This is a genomic window from Myxococcus sp. CA033, assembly GCF_013336625.1.
In the GTDB taxonomy this organism is placed as follows: domain Bacteria; phylum Myxococcota; class Myxococcia; order Myxococcales; family Myxococcaceae; genus Myxococcus; species Myxococcus llanfairpwllgwyngyllgogerychwyrndrobwllllantysiliogogogochensis.
Map to the genome: position 1 here is coordinate 22,503 of NZ_JABUMU010000003.1, position 18,627 is coordinate 41,129.

18 protein-coding genes are annotated in these 18,627 nt (G+C 70.3%); 12 read left to right on the forward strand and 6 right to left on the reverse strand.

What is annotated here, in order from left to right; all coding sequences use genetic code 11:
• Positions 1-87 precede the first annotated feature (87 nt).
• Positions 88-1,086, forward strand: coding sequence for a sensor histidine kinase (locus tag HUA78_RS10410; protein WP_174454839.1), 999 nt, complete (start codon positions 88-90; stop codon positions 1,084-1,086).
• Here HUA78_RS10410 and HUA78_RS10415 read toward each other — a convergent pair.
• Positions 1,025-1,600 carry a cysteine dioxygenase family protein gene (locus HUA78_RS10415; protein WP_174476214.1) on the reverse strand — a complete coding sequence of 192 codons (576 nt, stop codon included), beginning with the start codon at positions 1,598-1,600 and terminating at the stop codon, positions 1,025-1,027. The two genes, HUA78_RS10410 and HUA78_RS10415, sit on opposite strands and share 62 nt — an antisense overlap.
• Positions 1,601-1,724: 124 nt before the next feature.
• On the opposite strand from HUA78_RS10415, the gene HUA78_RS10420 reads away from it, so the two are divergent.
• The 3 genes from HUA78_RS10420 to HUA78_RS10430 all read left to right on the forward strand — a co-directional run bounded on the left by HUA78_RS10420 (position 1,725) and on the right by HUA78_RS10430 (position 6,252).
• Positions 1,725-3,203 (forward strand): FAD/NAD(P)-binding protein, encoded by a 1,479-nt coding sequence (locus tag HUA78_RS10420; protein WP_174454454.1) that lies wholly within the window; start codon positions 1,725-1,727, stop codon positions 3,201-3,203.
• A 131-nt stretch (positions 3,204-3,334) separates the two neighbouring features.
• Entirely contained in the window at positions 3,335-4,615 is a 1,281-nt protein-coding gene (locus tag HUA78_RS10425) for a hypothetical protein (protein ID WP_174454453.1), read from the forward strand.
• Positions 4,616-4,800: 185 nt separating this feature from the next.
• Positions 4,801-6,252 (forward strand): hypothetical protein, encoded by a 1,452-nt coding sequence (locus HUA78_RS10430; RefSeq protein ID WP_174454452.1) that lies wholly within the window; start codon positions 4,801-4,803, stop codon positions 6,250-6,252.
• Position 6,253: 1 nt separating this feature from the next.
• On the opposite strand, the gene HUA78_RS10435 is transcribed toward HUA78_RS10430, so the two are convergent.
• On the reverse strand, positions 6,254-7,039 hold the full coding sequence (locus tag HUA78_RS10435; RefSeq protein ID WP_174454451.1) for a 2-keto-4-pentenoate hydratase: 786 nt from the start codon (positions 7,037-7,039) through the stop codon (positions 6,254-6,256).
• 234 nt (positions 7,040-7,273) lie between these two features.
• Here HUA78_RS10435 and HUA78_RS10440 point away from each other — a divergent pair, with 234 nt between their 5' ends.
• Complete coding sequence (locus HUA78_RS10440; RefSeq protein ID WP_174454450.1) at positions 7,274-7,885, forward strand: outer membrane beta-barrel protein; 612 nt, start codon at positions 7,274-7,276, stop codon at positions 7,883-7,885.
• A 72-nt stretch (positions 7,886-7,957) separates the two neighbouring features.
• Here the strand turns inward: HUA78_RS10440 and HUA78_RS10445 are convergent, their stop codons facing one another.
• Together HUA78_RS10445 and HUA78_RS10450 are read right to left on the reverse strand one after the other, a co-directional pair.
• A complete protein-coding gene (locus tag HUA78_RS10445; protein ID WP_141645124.1) occupies positions 7,958-8,740 on the reverse strand; it encodes an SDR family oxidoreductase in 783 nt (260 codons plus the stop codon).
• Positions 8,741-8,782: 42 nt separating this feature from the next.
• Positions 8,783-10,522, reverse strand: coding sequence for a HAMP domain-containing sensor histidine kinase (locus tag HUA78_RS10450; RefSeq protein WP_174454449.1), 1,740 nt, complete (start codon positions 10,520-10,522; stop codon positions 8,783-8,785).
• Between the two features lie 285 nt (positions 10,523-10,807).
• Between HUA78_RS10450 and HUA78_RS10455 the strand changes: the two genes are divergently transcribed.
• The 7 genes from HUA78_RS10455 to HUA78_RS10485 are packed head-to-tail and all read left to right on the forward strand — an operon-like array spanning position 10,808 to position 17,614.
• Positions 10,808-12,250 (forward strand): aldehyde dehydrogenase, encoded by a 1,443-nt coding sequence (locus HUA78_RS10455; RefSeq protein WP_174476215.1) that lies wholly within the window; start codon positions 10,808-10,810, stop codon positions 12,248-12,250.
• Between the two features lie 21 nt (positions 12,251-12,271).
• On the forward strand, positions 12,272-12,700 hold the full coding sequence (locus HUA78_RS10460) for a RidA family protein (RefSeq protein ID WP_141645127.1): 429 nt from the start codon (positions 12,272-12,274) through the stop codon (positions 12,698-12,700).
• Positions 12,701-13,225: a 3-hydroxyanthranilate 3,4-dioxygenase gene (gene nbaC, locus HUA78_RS10465; RefSeq protein ID WP_141645128.1), complete on the forward strand. Its 525-nt coding sequence runs from the start codon at positions 12,701-12,703 to the stop codon at positions 13,223-13,225.
• Positions 13,222-14,238, forward strand: a complete 1,017-nt coding sequence (locus HUA78_RS10470; RefSeq protein WP_141645129.1) for an amidohydrolase family protein — start codon at positions 13,222-13,224, stop codon at positions 14,236-14,238. Before nbaC ends, HUA78_RS10470 begins: the two co-directional genes overlap by 4 nt.
• The gene (kynU, locus tag HUA78_RS10475; protein ID WP_141645130.1) at positions 14,235-15,515 is read left to right on the forward strand and encodes a kynureninase; all 1,281 of its coding nucleotides are present in this window, start codon (positions 14,235-14,237) and stop codon (positions 15,513-15,515) included. Before HUA78_RS10470 ends, kynU begins: the two co-directional genes overlap by 4 nt.
• The gene (locus HUA78_RS10480) at positions 15,502-16,899 is read left to right on the forward strand and encodes an NAD(P)/FAD-dependent oxidoreductase (RefSeq protein WP_217442434.1); all 1,398 of its coding nucleotides are present in this window, start codon (positions 15,502-15,504) and stop codon (positions 16,897-16,899) included. The genes kynU and HUA78_RS10480 overlap by 14 nt, the downstream gene beginning before the upstream one ends.
• Complete coding sequence (locus HUA78_RS10485; protein WP_141645132.1) at positions 16,877-17,614, forward strand: SDR family oxidoreductase; 738 nt, start codon at positions 16,877-16,879, stop codon at positions 17,612-17,614. Before HUA78_RS10480 ends, HUA78_RS10485 begins: the two co-directional genes overlap by 23 nt.
• 61 nt (positions 17,615-17,675) lie before the next feature.
• Here HUA78_RS10485 and HUA78_RS10490 read toward each other — a convergent pair whose 3' ends face one another.
• Together HUA78_RS10490 and HUA78_RS10495 are read right to left on the reverse strand one after the other, a co-directional pair.
• Positions 17,676-18,167: an SRPBCC family protein gene (locus HUA78_RS10490; protein ID WP_254623664.1), complete on the reverse strand. Its 492-nt coding sequence runs from the start codon at positions 18,165-18,167 to the stop codon at positions 17,676-17,678.
• Positions 18,164-18,505 carry a helix-turn-helix transcriptional regulator gene (locus tag HUA78_RS10495; RefSeq protein WP_141645134.1) on the reverse strand — a complete coding sequence of 114 codons (342 nt, stop codon included), beginning with the start codon at positions 18,503-18,505 and terminating at the stop codon, positions 18,164-18,166. The genes HUA78_RS10490 and HUA78_RS10495 overlap by 4 nt, the downstream gene beginning before the upstream one ends.
• Positions 18,506-18,627 lie beyond the last annotated feature (122 nt).

The window sequence follows — 18,627 nt, forward strand, 5'->3', positions numbered from 1 at the left end:
ACGGCCCGGCGGTGTTGACTGGGAAGGTCCGCTCCTCCTCCGCGCGCAGCACTCGGGACGGACACCTGACGCCGGGACCGCGACGTGATGACGCTACGAGCCAGGGTGCTGTTGATGTCAGCGGTGGCGCAACGGCGCGGCACGCTGCGCCGCGCCTTCCAGACTCGCGCGGGATTTCCACACGGAGCGGAGCGTCCAGGGACGGACCTCACCCGCGAGGCCGGCGAGTCGGGCAGGCGGTTGGAGGAGACGGTGCGGGAGCGGACCGCGGAGCTGGAGGCCGCCAACGCGAAGCTGTCCCGCAGCCTGGAGCAGCTGCACGCCACCCAGGCTCAGTTGCTCTTCGCGGACCGGCTCATCGCCCTGGGCCGCATCGCCGCGGGTGTCGGGCACGAAATCAACAACCCCCTCGCCTTCATCCTCAGCAACCTGGAGTACATCCACCAGGAGCTCCAGCAGAAGGAGCAGCTCCCCGAGCGCGAGCGCCAGGAGGTGCTGGAGGCGCTGGCGGAGACGCGCGACGGCGCCGAGCGCATCCGCCTCATCGTGCGTGATTTGCAGACGCTGTCGCGCTCGGAGGACGTGGGCAGCGGGCCCTCGGACGTGGGCGCGGTGGTGCGCACGGCGGCGAAGATGGCCATGCATGAGCTGCGGCACCGCGCGCGACTCGTCGTCGAGTGTGACGGCGTGCCGCCCGTGCAGGGCAACGGCTCGCGGCTGGGGCAGGTATTCCTCAACCTGCTGCTCAACGCGGCGCAGGCCATCGTCCCCGGTCAGGTGGAGGTGAACGAGGTGCGCGTCGTGGCGCGCGAGGCGATGCCCGGCCGCGTCGCCGTCGAGGTGCGCGACACCGGCTGCGGCATCTCCCCCGAGCACCGCGAGCGCATCTTCGACCCGTTCTTCACCACCAAGCCCCTGGGCGTGGGCACCGGCCTGGGCCTCGCGGTGTGTCACGGCATCGTCACGTCCCTGGGCGGCACGCTGACGGTGGAGAGCGCGCCCGGTCAGGGCAGCATCTTCCGCGTCACCCTGCCCGTGGCCGGCGCCTTCGCCCAGCCCCCACGTCAGCTGGACGCGGCGGTTTGAGCGACGCCACCTGGTCGTCGTAGGGCGTCATGCCCTCCATCGGCGGCGCATAGAGGTGCAGTGACACGGCGCCGCGCCGCGACGTGTTGAGGACGCGGTGGATGGTGTCCGACTCCTCGAGCAGCAGGTCTCCCTCCGCCGCGCGCACGGACACGTCGGGCACCAGCCTGTCTCCAGCCCACGCGTAGCGCGTCTCCCGCAGCTCGCCTCGCACCAGCAGGGACACACCCGACGAGCCCCCGTGGTCATGGACGAGCGAGCCCTGGCCCGGGCCCCAGCACACCAGCAGCAGCTCGCACGCCCGCGTCTTCGCCAGCGTCTTGCGCACGTAGCGCGCGGGGTCGAACTCGACGAACGACTCCAGCAGCCCCCAGTCGGGCCGGCTGTCGCGAAGCCTCTCCACCAACCACGACAGCGAGGGAATGGACCCGCGTCGCTCGGGCAGGGGCCAGCCCAGCAGGCTTCTCGCGTCCGGGACTTCTCCGTCCCAGTCTTCATTGGGGCGCTCGCGCAATGGATCCTCCCGGGATGTGCGTGGGAGTGTGGACACGCTCTCGTACCGCGACCAGGGGTTGGCATTCGATTGTCCACGCACATCCACGGATGCCGCTGGACGGGAGCGGACATAGGATTGCGGCGTGCAAGTTCAGAGCAGCCCTTGGGACGTGGCCGTGGTGGGGGGCGGGGCCAGCGGAACGTTGTTGGCCATCCACCTCTTGCGGCAAGCACGCGCGCCGTTCCGGATTCTCCTGGTGGAGCGCGGCGGGCGGGTGGGACAGGGGCTTGCCTACTCGACCCGGAGTCAGCGTCACCTGCTCAACGTCCCCGCCTCGCGGATGGGCGCCTTCGCGGACGAGCCCGAGCACTTCCTGCGCTGGCTGCGCCAGGAAACACCCGACACGGAGGCCGGCGACTTCGTCCCCCGCCTGCGCTACGGCCAGTACCTGGAGGCCGTGCTGAAGGAGACCGTCGCGCGCGCTCCGCCGGGCGTCCAGTTGGAGACGCTGGCAGGCGAGGTGACGTCCACCCGGGAGCATGGCGGACTGGTGACGCTGTCGACGCGGAGTGGCGGAGAGCTCGTCGCGCGGACGGTGGTGCTGGCGCTGGGCAACGCGAGCCCCGCGGACCTGCGCGTGGCGGACGGCGGACTGTATGCGAGCCCGCGTTATCACCGCTCGCCGTGGGCACCGGATGCGCTGGCGGGCATTGGCGAGCACGACGCCGTGCTGCTCATCGGCACGGGCCTCACCATGGTGGACGCCGTGCTGTCGCTGGAGGAGATGGGACACCAGGGCCCGCTGCACGCGCTGTCGCGGCACGGGCTCCTGCCGCACCGTCATCCGCGCGCGGCGGCCCCGGGGACGTATGCGTCGCCCGGCATCCGCGACGTGCTGCGCGCGCTGCGCCGCGAGGGACTGCGCGCTCCGGAGCCCTCCCATCCCATCCCCGTGAGGGTGCGCGCGCTCTTGCGCGTCCTCCGCCACGAGGTGCGGCTCGCGACACAGGCCGGGGCGAGCTGGCGCGCGGTGGTGGACGCGCTGCGGCCCGTGACGGTGCCCCTGTGGCAGCGGCTGGATGACGGGGAGCGCAGGCGCTTCCTGCGGCACCTGCGCGCCTATTGGGACGTGCACCGCCACCGGATGGCGCCGGATGTCGGCGACGGGGTGGAGCGGCTCAGGGCCCAGGGCCGGCTCGCGCTGTCCGCGGCCCGGGTGCGCGGCTTCCAACTGGACGACTCCGGCACGGTGCGGGTGAGCGTGCGGCGCCGGGGCGAGCGGCGGGAGGAGCAGCTCCAGGTCCACCACGTGGTCAACTGCACGGGGCCGGAGGGCTCTGTCACCCGCCATGGCCACCCGCTGCTCAAGCACCTGGCGGAGGCGGGCCGGGTGCGCCCGGATGCGCTCGGCCTGGGCCTGGACACCGACCGCCACGGGGCGCTGCTGGACGCGCGCGGACATGCCGGGGGCCGCCTCTTCACCCTGGGCCCCCTGCGGCGCGGAGAGCTGTGGGAGACCACGGCCGTGCCGGAGATTCGCACCCAGGCCCGTGCCCTGGCCGAACACCTCCTCAAACGCCTGGGCCACGGCTTCGTCGCCCCCCGCCGCAGCGCCGGCTGAGCCCGGACTGGCAGTGAAGCCTATCCAAGGATGGGTGGAAATCCCTGGAGCCGGGGTTTCGTGCGAGGCTTCGGCCCGCGTTACTCCCCCTCATGACTTCTCACCGCTCTCTCGTCACAGTCGCTGGAGGCGTGTTCGCCGTCCTCCTCGCCTGCGCGGGGGGCCTGGCGTACGTGAAGTTGCGCACGGGGCCGCTGGAAGCGCGGCTGGTGCGCGAGGTGAACGAGCTGACGCAAGCGCGGTATGCGCGGCCCTCGCATGCGCATCCGCCGAGGCCGGGCACCTTCGCCCGCCACCTGGAGCCGCTGCTGGATGACGTGTTGCACCTGTACCAGGAGCGACAGAAGTCGGGCACGGGGCCGGACTCCACGCTGGGGCAGTCCTGCCGGGACGTGGCGGACGGGAAGCTGCCGACGTCGGCGCTGTCCTCGGCGTGCGCCGAGACGCTGGAGCGGGCGCGGCCCCTGTTGGAGCAGGTGCTGGCGGCGACCCACGCGGAGGTCGGCGGGCTGCCGCGGAGCCTGGGGGTGCTCGCGCCCTTCACCCAGGCGCGCGCGAACGGCAGGTTCGCGTTGATGTACGTGGTGAACCTGGCCGCGCTGGACACGCGGCTGAAGCTCGCCGAGGGGCGGCCCCTGGCGGCGCTGGACACGTGCCTGGACGCGCTGGCGCTGAGCCGGGAGCTGGAGCTGGGCGGGGGGATGGAGGGGCAACTGCTCTCCGCCACGGGCCACGGCGTGCTCTACCGGCCGTGCGCGGACGCGCTGGACGCGGCGCCGACGGAGCGCAAGCGGCTGGCGATTTCGCAGCTGGTGAAGCTGGCCGAGGGCTTCGCGCCCTTCTCCATGACGCTGCGGCACGAGTCGGCGCTGGTGCAGTTGGTCCACTTCCGGGGGCTGCTGTCCGACGAGGCCCTGGCCGCGCTGCCTTCGGGCAGTCAGGACTGCGTGCCGCCGGAGCTGCGGGACGCGGAGGCCTCCGACGACGGCCCCCTGGCGGCGCGACGCGCGTGGTGGACGCTGGTGGAGGGCTTCGACGCGCTGACGACCGCGGCGGACCTGCCCACTCCGGCGCGCCGGCGGGCCTTCGCCCTCATGGAAGCCAGCGAGGAGGAAGAGCAGTTGGGCTCCATCCATGGGCCCCACGTCGCCACCTACGGCGAGTACGCCGAGCGACTGGACCTGCGCAAGCTCCAGCACGACGCGCTCATCACCCTGGCGGAGGTCGACCTGGCGCGCGCCGAGCGGGGCCACTGGCCGGAGTCGCCGCCCCGGCACAAGGACTCCTCCTTCGTGCTCGAGACGCTGGGCCCCACGGAGGCCCGGCTCCAGCCGTGCTCGCGCGCCCATGCGGCCCACGGCCTGCGAGTGACCGCGGACCCGCCGCTCACCACGCGCCAGCCCAAGCCCTGAGCGACGCCAGGACGCCTCCTGGGCCCTCGGGCGGGCAGGCCGGTGTCGGCGGCCTGCTCGGGTGCTCTTCAGGGCCTACCTTCCCGATGGACGCGTCACCGCCCTGGAGGGGGTATGGACCTGCCGCACGCGAGGAGTCCCGGCTGGGATCCGCCGAAGCGCTCCGGGTGTGAAGCGGGGCCGCCATGAGGGCGCGCCGCTTCGTCGCGGACTTCGACTCGTCGGCCGCCATGCTGCGCGCGCTCGCGGGCTTCCTGCACGGCCGCGACTTTCCCGCGCTGGGCACCCACCGCCACACGAGCCCGCTGTTCGAGGCGCTGCTCCCCGTCGTCAACCGCCTCCCGGTGCCGAGGCGCGAGGCCGCCTATGTCCGCAGCGGACTGGCCGAGGCCCTCACGCCGCGCGCGCTGACGCACTTCGATGCGGAGGCCCTGTCGCGCTGGGTGGTGGCCCGCTATCCGCGCCAACGCTATCCGGCCGCCGTGGTGGGCTCCTCCAACGGCGCCCTGGTCCACCTGTGCGCGGCGCTGGGCATTCCGTGGCTGCCCCAGACGCAACTGCTCGCCGTGCGTCACGACGGGCGCGTGCCCGTGGACGAGCCGCTCCAGCACCTGGACTTCGCGCGAGAGCCCGCGCGCCGGTTGCTGGAGTCCCATCCAGACCTCCAGTTGCACCACACGCACGACGCCAACCACGACCGGCTCCTCTTGCGAGGGCTGACGCACTTCCGGGTGAAGCGACGACGCCTGGGCGTCGCCTACGTCCGCTTCCTGGAGGACGTGCTGGAGCCCGGCGCCACCCTCTTCGTGTCCGAGTGCGAGCTGCGCTGGCCGACGCTGCGACAGGGCGAGCGGCACGTCTTCCAGCACGGGGCGCTCGGCGGCGCGAGCCCTGACGAGTACTACCTGGGCGGCCCGCGCGTGGAGGCGTACCTGCGGCGCCAGGGCTCGCCGCGTCCGCGCTGGCCCACGCCGCCTCCGGACAGCGACAGCCCGGAAGCGGAGTGGGGTTACGAGCCCGCGCTGAGCGAGGACCTCCAGCGCCTGGCGCGCAAGCGACGCTGGCGACTGCGGCGCATCGTCTATCCGGAGCCGGAGGCGCTCAGCCCGCTGGTGGCGGACCTGTACCGGCACTGGTACCGCGACAGGCACATGCCGCTGGGGCGGTTGCTGGTGGAGTCGTCGATTCTGATGGAGCCCTGGTGGGCGCTGCGCGGCGGCGCGGTGCCGTTCTGGATGGTGCTCAACACGCGGCCCTCGGCGCGCGCGCTGGAGCACTACCTGGACGCGTCCGAGCCGTGGGAAGCGCTGTACCTCATGCTCTGCTCCCGGGGCGTGGAGTCCATTGGCCTGGCGCCGCTGCAACGCTGGCGGGAGCTGCTCTCCCGGGGTTTGGACCGGGGTGAGTTCCTGGGCGTGGACGAGCAGGAGTATCCGCGCGACTTCGCCGCCGTCGTCCGCTACCACCCCGCGGTGAAGCGGGCGATGGCCGCGCGCTACCCGATGCCGGAGCGGCTGGACTTGAAGCGCCTGGACGCGTTCCTGCGCCAGCACGGGGACCGCTACCCGGTGCGCTGGGAAGAGGCCGACACGAGCCCGCGCCACTCGAGCGCGGGCGTGTCGTCCTGGATGCACTGAGCTACGCGGCCGACACCGCCACGGAGCCCAGGCCCTCCACGATGAGCCGCACCCGGTCTCCGGGCTGGAGCATGTGCGCGACCGTGGCGGCGCCCGCCAGGACGATGCTGCCGGCGGGGAGCACCTGGCCGCGCAGCGCGAGCAGCTCGCACAACTGCACCACCGACAACACCGGGTCCCCGGAGATGGCGTCCGAGCGGGCCGACTGCGCCAGCGCGTCGTTCACCGACATCTTCATCTCCAGCCGCGTCAAATCCAGCGAGCGCGGCGGGTGCTCCTCTTCCCCGAGGACGAACAGCGAGGAGGACGAGTTGTCCGCCACCACGTCCGGCAGGGAGAAGTACTTGAAGTCGCGGTAGCGCGAGTCGAGGATTTCCATCGCGGCGAACACGGACTCGCACGCGTCCAGCGCCTCCTCGCGCGTCACCGTCCCGCGCAGCTCGCGCGCGGTGCGGAAGGCAATCTCCGGCTCGATTTTCGGGTGGATGCCCTGGCCCAGTGCGATGACCCCGCCCGCCGCCACGCGCATCCGGTCCGTGAGGACGCCGTACACGGGCGAGTCCAGGTTCATCTGCCGGCGCTTGGCCTCGGACGTCAGGCCCATCTTCAGGCCGACGACGCGCTCACCGTCGGCGAGGCGCAGTTGGAGGCCCGCCTCCTGGACGGCGTAGGCCTCCGGCAGCGTGAGCTTCGGCAGCTCGTTGGTGAGGGGCGGTACCTCGCGCCGCTCTCGCCGCGCGGCGTCGAGGCGTCGGGCCAGCTCCGAGGGGTCCACGGTCTGCGTCATTGCATCCCTCTCCAGGTCGGTTCAGCGCGGACAGACGCGCCGGGCGGCGCAGCAGAGCACGGCCAGGGGTCCCAGGCGAGGCGGCTGATGCGCAGGTTGTCCCGCGTCGGGGTATTAGCCGCGCGCACCGGAAGCACAGGGCTTCCGGGGACTGGATTCACCGGGCCGACGTGCTGCATAACCCCGGTTCCAGCCCCCCGGCCGGGGCGGGCCTCCGAAGCAAGGACTCCCATCATGCGACTCTTCTGGCTCTTCGCGGCAGTGCTTCTTCCGACCTCGGCGGCGTTCGCGGACGAAACCCCAGGGCGGCACACCCACGACGGCTTCTACCTGCGCGGTCAGCTCGGCATCGCCTACACCCACTCCGAGGCGCAGGAGATTGACCTGGCGCTCAAGGGCGCCGGCGCCACCATCAACCTGGAGCTGGGCTACGCGCTCATCGAGAACTTCATCATCTACGGGAAGCTCTTCGGCACCTCCACGCCGAACCCGGACATCCAGTTTGGCGACACCACCATCGAGGGTGACGACGACGGCGACGTGAGCAGCAACTACGCCGCGCTCGGCGTGGGCGCCACGTACTACTTCATGCCCGTCAACCTCTACATCTCTGGCGCGGTGGTGGCCAACCAGCTGAGCATCACCCAGGACGGCGAGCGCGAGGCGGAGACGGACTCCGGCGTCGGCCTGCACTTTGGCCTGGGCAAGGAGTGGTGGGTGAGCAACAACTGGGCGGTGGGCATCGGCGGCGAGGTGGCGCTGGGCCGCATCCGCAGCGACAACGACGATGGGGACGACTGGAACGTCACCCACTTCTCGCTGCTCTTCACCGCCACCTTCAACTGACCGTGGGACGGGTGGCCGTGACGCTTCCGTTTCTTCCGAAGTGTCACGGCCCCTCCATCGGCGTGAGCGTGCTCAGGCCTGCTGGTTGAGCCCCGCGGCGATGGCGCGCGCGGCGGAGCGCGGGCTGAAGCGCACCATGAAGGCGGCCAGCCCGTTGAGCGCGCCGTGGATGGCCAGCACCCGCCCGCGCAGCATCGCCTTGTAGGCGTGCTCCACCACGTCCTCGGGCTTCGCCACACCGGAGCGCTGGAACAGGCGGCTCTTGTCATTGCCCGCCTTCTGCGCGAACTCCGTGTGTGTCGCGCCGGGGCAGGAGCACGTCACCGTCACGCCGGTGCCCTTCAGCTCGTACGCCAGCGCCTCCGACAGCGACACGACGAACGCCTTCGTCGCGTAGTACGTGGACATGTAGGGCCCGGCCTGGAAGGCGGCGGTGGAGGCCACGTTGAGGATGCGCCCGTGGCCGCGCTCACGCATGGGCCGGGCGAACAGGTGCGTGAGCTTCAGCAGCGCGGTGCAGTTCACCTGCACCATCTCCGCCTCGCGTTTCACGTCCTGGTCCAGGAAGGGGCCCGAGGAGCCGAAGCCCGCGTTGTTGACGAGGAACTCCACCTCCAGCCCGCGCTCGGCCACCTGCGCGAAGAGCTGCTCGGGCGCGTCCGGCTGGGACAGGTCCGTGGGCAGCACGTGGGCCTTCACCCCGTGCTCCTTCTCCAGCGTCGCGGCGAGCGCTTCCAGCCGCGCCGCTCCGCGCGCGACGAGGATGACGTCGTGCCCGTCCCGGGCGAAGCGCCGCGCGAAATCCACTCCGAGGCCAGCCGAAGCTCCGGTGATGAGGGCCACCTTGCGTGACATGTTGTTTCCTCCCAGCGCCTTTATAGCCGAGCGCGGGAGGACTCACGCGGTGCTCTCGTGCCGGGGGAGGCTGACCTCGAAGCGGCTGCCCATGTCCGGCTCGCTGCGCACGCCGATTTCGCCGCCGTGGGCCTCGACAATCTGCCGGGTGATGTAGAGCCCCAGGCCCAGTCCCCCGTAGTGGCGCTCGCTGACGGCGCGGCCGAAGCGCTCGAAGATGTGCGACTGGTACTCCCGCGCGATGCCGATGCCCGAGTCCTCCACGCGCAGGAGCACCCGGTCCGCCTCGCCCCGGAGCGCGATGTGCACGGGCTGGCCCGCGCCGTACTTCAGCGCGTTGGCGAGCAGGTTCGTGAGCACCTGCTCCAGGCGGACGCGGTCCCAGTGCCCGCGCAGGTCGCCCTGGAGGGACAGCGACACGGGGCTTCCGGCCTGACTGGCGGGGACCGCAAGCCGGTCTTTCACCTCGCGCGCCACGGCCTCCAGATTCACGTCCTCGCGATGCAGCGTCAGCCGACCGCTGGACAGGCGCGACACGTCGAGCAGCCCGTGGACGAGCCCCGACAGCTTGTCCACCTGGCGCTGCACGACGTCGAGCTGCGAGACGACCAGCGGCGTGGGAAGGAAGGGCCGGTCCTTGCGCGTCTGCCGCCGCAGCCACTGCAGGCGCAGTTGGAGCGGGGTGAGGGGTGTCTTCAGCTCGTGACTGGCCACGGCGAGGAACTCGTCGCGCAGGCGCACGGAGCGGCGCGCCTCGCGGTACAGCCGGGCGTTGTCCACGAGGAGCGCGGCGCGGCGGGCCAGGTCCTGCGCCGTCTCCAAGTCCGTCTGGTTGTAGTGGCGCGAGGGGCGCACCGCGAGGAAGGTGAGCGCGCCCAGTGAGCGGCCTCGCGCGAGCAGCGGCACGGCGAGGATTTCGTGGAAGCCCACCTCGCGCATCGTCTCGAAGTGGGCCTCGCTCACGGAGACGCCGCGCAGCCACGCGTCGTCGATGTTGTCCACGAGCAGGGACTCGGCCTGACGGGCCACGCGGGTGGTGGGGTGCGCGCTGCCCTCGGGCCCGGGAGGAAAGTCCCGCACGCGCCGGGCGAGCGCGTCCTGGCCGGGGTCGGCATGCGCCACCGACGTGCGCTGCACGGTGCCCGACTCGTCCACGATGTCGACGAAGCACCAGTCCGCGAGGATGGGCACGCAGAGCCGGGCCAGCGTGTCGAGCGTGGCCTTCGGGTCCAGCGAGGACGTGGACAGGAGGCGACTGGCGTCGGCGAGGAAGGCCGCGCGCTGCTCGGCGGCCTCCGCTTCCGAGCGTGCCTGCTGCTCCTCACGCAACAGGCGCGCGGACTCCAGCGCCAGTCCCGCCAGCCGGGCGAGTCGGTGCAGGGCCAGCTCGTCCTCGCGGCTGAAGTCGCCCACCTCCCGGTCGAAGAGGTAGAGCACGCCGGCGTCCGAGGGCAGCGAGGCGGAGATTCGGCCGCGGGGCTCCGCTCGCGCGCTGCGACGCTCCCTCGCCGTGCGACCCGGCTCGTCGCCGGAGGGCACCGCGTAGCCACCCCAGACCTCGTAGGCCCGTGAGAGCGACGTGACGCTCGCCCCCCGCGTCTTCCCGGCGGCGGGCGTCATCACCACGGTCGCCTGGTGGGCGCGCGTCAGACGGCGGGCGATCTCCACGAGCACGGCGAGCGCCTCTTCGACGGTCGCGGCCGACAGGAGCTGCCTCGAGTCCGCATCCTCCGCCGCGCGAGCCTCTTCCAGCGACATGGGCGCGACAGGTTCCATCGGCATGTTCGACTCCCCTTGGGTTCAACCCCGTCCGGCCCCTCACCCCCTCCGGCCACCCGTGGGCCTTCACTGCTCCCCTGCCCTCCGGACAGCCTGGGCCGTCATGCGTTTGACGCGAGCGGACGACATGGTGGGGTGCGCCTGCCGTGATGCTGGTGACGGCTCCGTCGGTTGCGTACATTGCGCGCCGTTCGACCGGGGTTCCCGCGGTCCCCCTCCCTCTCGGCAACCGAGGAGGCGGGCGCCCGTGAGCGACTCGTGGTGCGGGCACGCACGGAGGGTCCAGCCATGGAGAAGGTGCTCAACTACATCGGTGGGGAGCTGCTGCCCGCCCGCGGTGGCCAGTGGCTGGACAAGCCGGAGCCCGCGACGGGGAAGACGTACGCCCAGGTGCCCGACTCGGACGCGACGGATATCCAGCACGCGGTGGAGGCCGCCACGCGCGCCTTCCCGGCCTGGTCCGCCACGCCCGCCGCCGAGCGCTCCCGCCTGATTCGTCGCCTGGCCGACGCCATCCGGGGCCGCCTGGCCGACTTCGCCCGCGCGGAGTCCATCGACTCCGGCAAGCCGCTGTCCGTGGCGTCGAGCGTGGACATCCCGCGCAGCATCCTCAACTTCGAGTTCTTCGCGGACGCGGTGACGCAGTTCTCCAGTGAGGCGCACGCCACCGACGGCGTGGCGCTCAACTACACGCTGCGCTCGCCCCTGGGCGTGGTGGGCTGCATCTCCCCGTGGAACCTGCCGCTGTACCTGCTGACGTGGAAGCTCGCGCCCGCGCTGGCCATCGGCAACTGCGTGGTGGCCAAGCCCTCCGAAGTCACGCCGATGACGGCGTATCTCCTGTCCCAGGTCTGCCGCGAAGTCGGCCTGCCGCCGGGCGTACTCAACGTCGTCCATGGCCTGGGCCCCAAGGTGGGCGCCGCCATGAGCCAGCATCCGGACATCGCCGCCATCTCCTTCACGGGCAGCACCCGCGTGGGCTCGGAGATTGCGCGCGTGGCGGCGCCGAACTTCAAGAAGCTGTCACTGGAGATGGGCGGGAAGAACCCCAACGTCATCTTCGAGGACTGCGACTTCGAGGAGGCGCTGGCGACGACGGTGCGCTCGTCGTTCTCCAACCAGGGACAAATCTGTCTGTGCGGCCCGCGCATCTTCGTGCAGCGCCCCATCTACGAGCGCTTCAGGGACGCGCTGGTGGCGCGCACGCGGGCGCTCAAGGTGGGCGACCCGCTGGAGGCCGGCACCGAGCAGGGCGCGCTGGTGTCACAGCAGCACTTCGACAAGGTGATGGGCTACATCGACCTGGCGAAGCAGGAGGGCGGGCGCATCCTCACCGGAGGCCGCCGCGCGAGCCTGTCCGGCCGCTGCCGCGAGGGCTGGTTCGTGGAGCCCACGCTCATCGAGGGACTGGACTCAGCGTGCCGCACCAACCAGGAAGAAATCTTCGGGCCGGTGGCCAGCATCATCCCCTTCGACCAGGAGGACGAGGTGCTCGCGTGGGCCAACTCCACGAAGTACGGCCTGGCGGCCAGCGTGTGGACGAAGGACGTGACGCGAGCGCACCGCTTCGCGTCCCGACTGCACAGCGGCATCGTCTGGGTGAACTGCTGGATGCTGCGAGACCTGCGCACGCCGTTCGGTGGAGTGAAGGATTCGGGCGTGGGACGCGAGGGCGGGTGGGAAGCGCTGCGCTTCTTCACCGAGCCGAAGAACGTGTGCATCAAGCTGTGACGCGCTGGACGGAGACACGACGTGAGCACCAGTGAGCGAGTCGATTCCCAGAAGGCCCCGGAGCCCGTGGGCCTGTACCCCCACGCGCGCCGCGTGGGCAACCTGTTGTTCCTGTCGGGCGTGGGCCCGCGTGAGCGCGGGGTGAAGAAGATTCCCGGCGTGGAGCTGGACGCCGAGGGAAACATCACCTCGTACGACATCGAGGCGCAGTGTCACTCGGTGTTCCGCAACGTCCGCTACATCCTGGAGGCCGCGGGCTCGTCCTGGGAAAAGCTGGTGGACGTCACGGTGTACCTGACGGACATGAAGAAGGACTTCCCCACCTACAACCGGCTGTGGGCGGAGTACTTCAAGGACAACCCGCCGTGCAGGACGACGCTCGAAATCAATCGGCTGCCCACGCCCATTGCCATCGAGCTCAAGTGCATCGCCACCATCGGAGACGACTGAATGGGCCGCCTGACCCCCATCAACTTCAAGAAGTGGATTGATGAGCACCGCCACCTGCTCAAGCCGCCCGTCGGCAACCAGCAGGTGTGGGCGGACCGCGAGTTCATGGTCACCGTGGTCGGCGGCCCCAACTCGCGCACGGACTTCCACATCAACGAGGGCGAGGAGTTCTTCTACCAGTTGGAGGGCACCATCAACCTGCGCGTGCTCGACGACGGCAAGCCCGTGGACATCCCCATCTCCGAAGGGGACATCTTCCTGTTGCCGCCCAAGGTGCCGCACTCGCCGCAGCGTCCCGCTGGCACGGTGGGGCTGGTGCTGGAGCGCCGCCGCCTGCCCGGGGAGCTGGACGGCTTCATGTGGCTGTGCCCCACGTGCGGCGAGAAGCTCTACGAGGAGTTCGTGCACGTCACCAATCTGGTGACGCAGCTGCCGCCCATCTTCGAGCACTTCTACGGCAACCCGGACAACTGCACCTGCAAGAAGTGCGGGACGAAGGTCACCAAGGAAGGGCCGAAGCGTTGAAGGTCGACATCCACACGCACCTCTTGCCGGAGAAGCTGCCGCGCTTCGCGGAGCGCTATGGCTATGGCGGCTTCATCACGCTGGACCATCACCAGCCGTGCCGCGCGCGGATGCTGCGCGACGACGGGAAGTTCTTCCGCGAGGTGGAGAGCAACTGTTGGGACCCGGTGAAGCGCATCGAGGAGTGCGACGCGGCGGGCGTGCACGTCCAGGTGATTTCCACCGTGCCGGTGATGTTCAGCTACTGGACGAAGCCGGAGCACGGGCTGGATTTGTCGCGCTTCCTGAACGACCACGTCGCCTCCGTCGTGCGTGAGCACCCCAAGCGCTTCGTGGGCCTGGGCACGGTGCCGCTGCAGTCGCCGGAGCTGGCGATTCGCGAGCTGGAGCGGTGCGTGAAGGAGCTGGGCCTGGCGGGCGTGCAGATTGGCAGCCACGTCAACGACTGGAACCTGTCCGACGAGAAGCTGTTCCCGTTCTTCGAGGCCGCGAGCGAGCTGGGCGCGTCCATCTTCGTCCACCCGTGGGACATGATGGGCGAGGCGAAGATGCAGAAGTACTGGCTGCCGTGGCTGGTGGGCATGCCCGCGGAGGTGTCGCTGGCCATGTGCTCGCTCATCTTCGGCGGCGTGCTGGAGCGGCTGCCCAGGCTGCGCTTCGCCTTCGCGCACGGTGGCGGCTCGTTCCCCGGGACGCTGGGGCGAATCGAGCACGGCTTCGAGGCGCGTCCGGACCTGGTGGCCGTGGACAACAAGGTGCCGCCGCGCGACTACCTGGGCCGCTTCTGGGTGGACTCGCTGGTGCACGACGCGGAGACGCTGCGCTTCATCGTCAAGCTGTTCGGCGCGGACAAGGTGGCGCTGGGCAGTGACTATCCGTTCCCCCTGGGCGAGCTGCGCCCGGGCACTCTCATCGAATCGATGAGCGAGCTGGCGCCCGACGCGCGCGAGCAACTGCTCTGGAAGAACGCCCTGGCGTGGCTGGGGCGCTCTCGCGAGGACTTCGCACCATGACGACGACGCTTCCCTACGAGGACTCCGAGGACTTCGCGCGCCGCGCCGACGCGGAGGACCCGCTGCGCACCTTCCGCGACGCGTTCCTCTTCCCTCAAGCCCCGGACGGCAAGCCGGTGGTGTACCTGGCGGGCAACTCGCTGGGGCTCCAGCCGCGCAACGCCGCGCGCTACGTGCAGGAGGAGCTGGAGGACTGGGCGAAGCTGGGCGTGGAGGGGCACCACCAGGGGCGACACCCGTGGCTGCACTACCACGAGCTCGTCACCGAGCAGGCCGCGCGGCTGGTGGGCGCGAAGCCGCAGGAAGTGGTGGTGATGAACACCCTCACGGTGAACCTGCACCTCATGATGGTGTCGTTCTACCGGCCCACGCGCGGGCGGTTCAAAATCCTCGTCGAAGGCGGCGCGTTTCCGTCGGACCAGTACGCGGTGGCGTCCCAGGCGCGCTTCCACGGGTATGACCCGCGCGAGGCGGTGTTGGAGCTCAAGCCGCGCCCCGGTGAGGAGACGCTGCGCACCGAGGACATCCTCGCCACGTTGGACCAGCACGGGCACGAGGTGGCGCTCGTGTTGCTCGGCAGCGTGAACTACCTCACGGGCCAGGCGTTCGACCTGGCGGCGATTACGCGCACGGCGCACTCGAAGGGGTGTCTCGTCGGCTTCGACCTGGCGCACGGCGCGGGGAACTTGAAGCTGTCGCTGCACGACGACGGGCCGGACTTCGCGGTGTGGTGCTCGTACAAGTACCTCAACGGGGGCCCGGGGAGCCTGGGCGGCGTGTTCGTCCACGAGCGTCACTCGCGCTCGCGGGACATCCCCCGCTTCGAGGGCTGGTGGGGGCACGACAAGACGACGCGCTTCCAGATGGGTCCCGACTTCGACCCGATTCCGGGCGCGGAGGGGTGGCAGTTGTCCAACCCGCCCATCCTCCAGCTCGCGGCGCTGCGCGCGTCGTTCGAGCTGTTCGACAAGGCGGGCATGGAGGCGCTGCGCGCGAAGAGCGAGCGGCTCACGGGGTATCTGGAGTTCCTGTTGGACAAGTTGCCGCCGGCCTTCGTGCGCATCACCACGCCGAGGGACCCGAAGCAGCGCGGCGCTCAGCTCTCACTGCGCTTCAAGGGCGAGGCGCAGGGGATGCTCAAGCGACTGTCGGATGCGGGCATCGTCTGCGACTTCCGCAAGCCGGACATCATCCGCGCGGCGCCCGCGCCGCTGTACTGCAACTTCACCGATGTCTACCGCTTCGTGAAGACGCTGGAGGGCCATGCCCGTGGGTGAGCGGAACGAAGCCGTCACCGTGGTGGGCGCGGGCCTCGTGGGTTCGCTGCTCTCCGTGTTCCTGGCGCGCCGGGGCTACTCCGTGGAGGTGCTGGAGCGCCGCCCGGACATGCGCCGCGAGGTCATCGACGCGGGCCGCTCCATCAACCTCGCCATCTCCACGCGCGGCCTGTACGCGCTGCGGCAGGTGGGGCTGGAGGAGGAGGCGCTGAAGCATGCCATTCCGATGCGCGGGCGGATGATTCACCCGCCGAAGGGGGCGCTGGCGTACCAGCCCTATGGCAAGGACGACTCGCAGCACATCAACTCGCTGTCGCGGGCGTGGCTGAACAAGTTCCTGATGTCGGCGGCGGAGGCCACCGGCAAGGTGCGCATCCGCTTCAATCAGCGGGTGACGCAGGCGGACCTCGCGACGGGTTCGCTCACGGTGCTGGACGAGGCCACGGGGCAGGAGCGCCAGGAAGCGGGCCGCGTGTTGTTCGGCACGGACGGCTCCGGCTCGGCGGTGCGGCAGGCGATGGAGCAGGTGCCGGGCTTCGCGGCGACGCAGGAGCAACTGGGGCACGGATACAAGGAGCTGACAATTCCGGCGGGCCCGGGCGGCGCGTTCCAGATGGAGAAGCACGCGCTGCACATCTGGCCGCGTGGCACGTACATGCTGATCGGGCTGCCCAATGAAGATGGCAGCTTCACGTGCACGCTGTTCCTGCCGTGGAAGGGGCCGGTGAGCTTCGAGTCGCTGGACTCGCCCGCGAAGCTGGAGGCGTTCTTCGAGGAGCAGTTCCCCGACGCGAAGGCGCTCATCCCGGATTTGACGGAGGCCTTCTTCGCGCGGCCCACGGGAGGCATGGTGACGGTGAAGTGCGCACCCTGGCGCGTGGGTGACAAGGCCCTGGTGCTGGGCGACGCGGCGCACGCCATCGTCCCCTTCTTCGGCCAGGGGATGAACTGCGGCTTCGAGGACTGCACGGTGCTGGATGGGCTGTTGGAGCAGCACGGCACGTGGGCGGACGTCTTCGGGACGTTGGAGCGGCTGCGCAAGACGAACGCGGATGCCATCGCGGACATGGCGGTGGAGAACTTCGTGGAGATGCGCGACAGCACCGGCAGCCCGCGCTTCCTGTTGGAGAAGGCCGTGGAGAAGGCGCTGCTCAATGCCTTTCCGGGCGAGTTCGTCAGTCGCTACTCGATGGTGAGCTTCAGCCGAGTGCCGTACCGGCTGGCCTATGAAGTGGGGGCGATTGCCGGTGGCATCGTCTCCGAGTTGTCCGAGGGGCTGACGCGCGCCGAGGACGTGGACCTGGGGCGGGCGAAGCAGCTCATCCAGGAGCGGCTGGTGCCATTCATGAAGGAGCACGCGGATGGATTTCGGACTCAAGGGTAGGCGCGCGCTCGTCATGGGCGCATCGGCGGGGCTGGGCTACGCGACGGCACAGGCGCTGGTGAAGGAAGGCGCCACGGTGGCCATCTGCTCGCGCGGTGGCGACAAGTTGGAGCGCGCGGCGAAGGAGTTGGGCGCGGCGCTCGCGGTGCCGTGTGACTTGAACCAGCCGGGCGCGGCGAAGCGACTGGTGGACGAGGTTGTCGCGAAGCTGGGTGGCGTGGACGTGCTCGTGGTGAACACGGGCGGGCCTCCGGCGGGCGGCTTCGAGTCGCTGACAGCGGAGCAGTGGCAGCTCGGCTTCCAGAGCCTGTGGATGGCGGCGGTGGATGGCATCCAGGCGTCGCTGCCGGGGATGAAGGAGCGCAAGTGGGGCCGCATCGTCCTGGTGACGTCGCTGGCCGCGCGTGAGGCGATGCCCAACCTCACCATCTCCAACGGCCTGCGCGCCGGGTTGCTCGGGCTGGTGAAGACGGTGAGCAACGAAGTGGCGCAGCACGGCGTCACGCTGAACGCGGTGCTGCCGGGCTTCCACGCCACCGAGCGGATGACACAACTGGGCCTCACGGACGAGAAGGTGGCGCCGCAGATTCCCGCGCGGCGACTGGGTCGTCCCGAGGAGCTGGCCTCGCTGGTGGCGTTCCTGTCTTCCGAGCAGGCCTCGTACATCACCGGCCAGTCCATCGTCGTCGATGGCGGCGCGCAGCGCGGGTTCTGAAGCGACGAAGGCTCCGAGGGAGATGAGCGGGCAGGGCTCATCCCCTCGGAAGTCACGGCGCCTACGCCTCCCGAGCCAACAGCGCGTCCAGTGCGCGGTAGCTCTCGTTGAGGCCGCCTTCCATGCCGGAAGACGCCATGCCGTCGCGCTCCTCCGTCGTGTAGAAGAGCGACGTCGCCACCAGCTTCGTACGGCCGTTACCCACGTCCTCGAGCGTCGTCGTGATCAGGATGACGTAGCCCGGCATGCCATCCCACTCGAAGGTCTGCACCATCCGCTCGGGCGGCGTGACTTCGCGGAACCGGCCCTCGAAGCCGTGAGCGTCGCCCTCGGCGTGCTCGACGAAGCGCCAGTGTCCTCCGCGCTCGACCTCCAGCCGTTCGACGACGAGCTTGTTGCCACGGCCCCACCACTGGGCCACCTGCTTCGGGTCCGTCATCGCCTTCCAGACGCGCTCGCGCGGGGCATCGAAGATGCGCTCGGTGCGAATCTCCCGGTCGGACGGCTGCGTGACGACGGCATCCCTGGACATCTGCTGCGAAGACTTGCTCATGACTCCTCCTCATCTTTCGTTCGCGCGAGGAACTCACCCAGCCTGTCGAGCCGAGCGTCCAGCATCCGCCGATAGCCGGCGATCCACGCCGCCTCATCCTCGAGGCGACGCGGTCCCAATTTGCAGGTCCTCACCCGCCCCACCTTCTCGGTGGAGACCAGCCCCGCCTCTTCCAGCACGTGCACGTGCTTCTTCATGCCCGTCAGGGTCATGTCGAAGGACCCGGCCAGCTCGCTGATGGACGCCTCGCCACGTCCCAGCCGCTCCAGCACGCCCCGACGCGTGGCATCCGCCAGCGCTCCGAAGGCCAAATCGAGCTGCGAATTAAACTGAACCATATGGTTCAGTGATAATCAAGGACGCTGTCGCGCGCAAGTCCCTCGCGACAGAACGCGCGCACGGCGGGGCCGCGACGACGGGCCCGCGTGCTCGTGCGCCGAGGGACTTCGCGAGCGCTCCG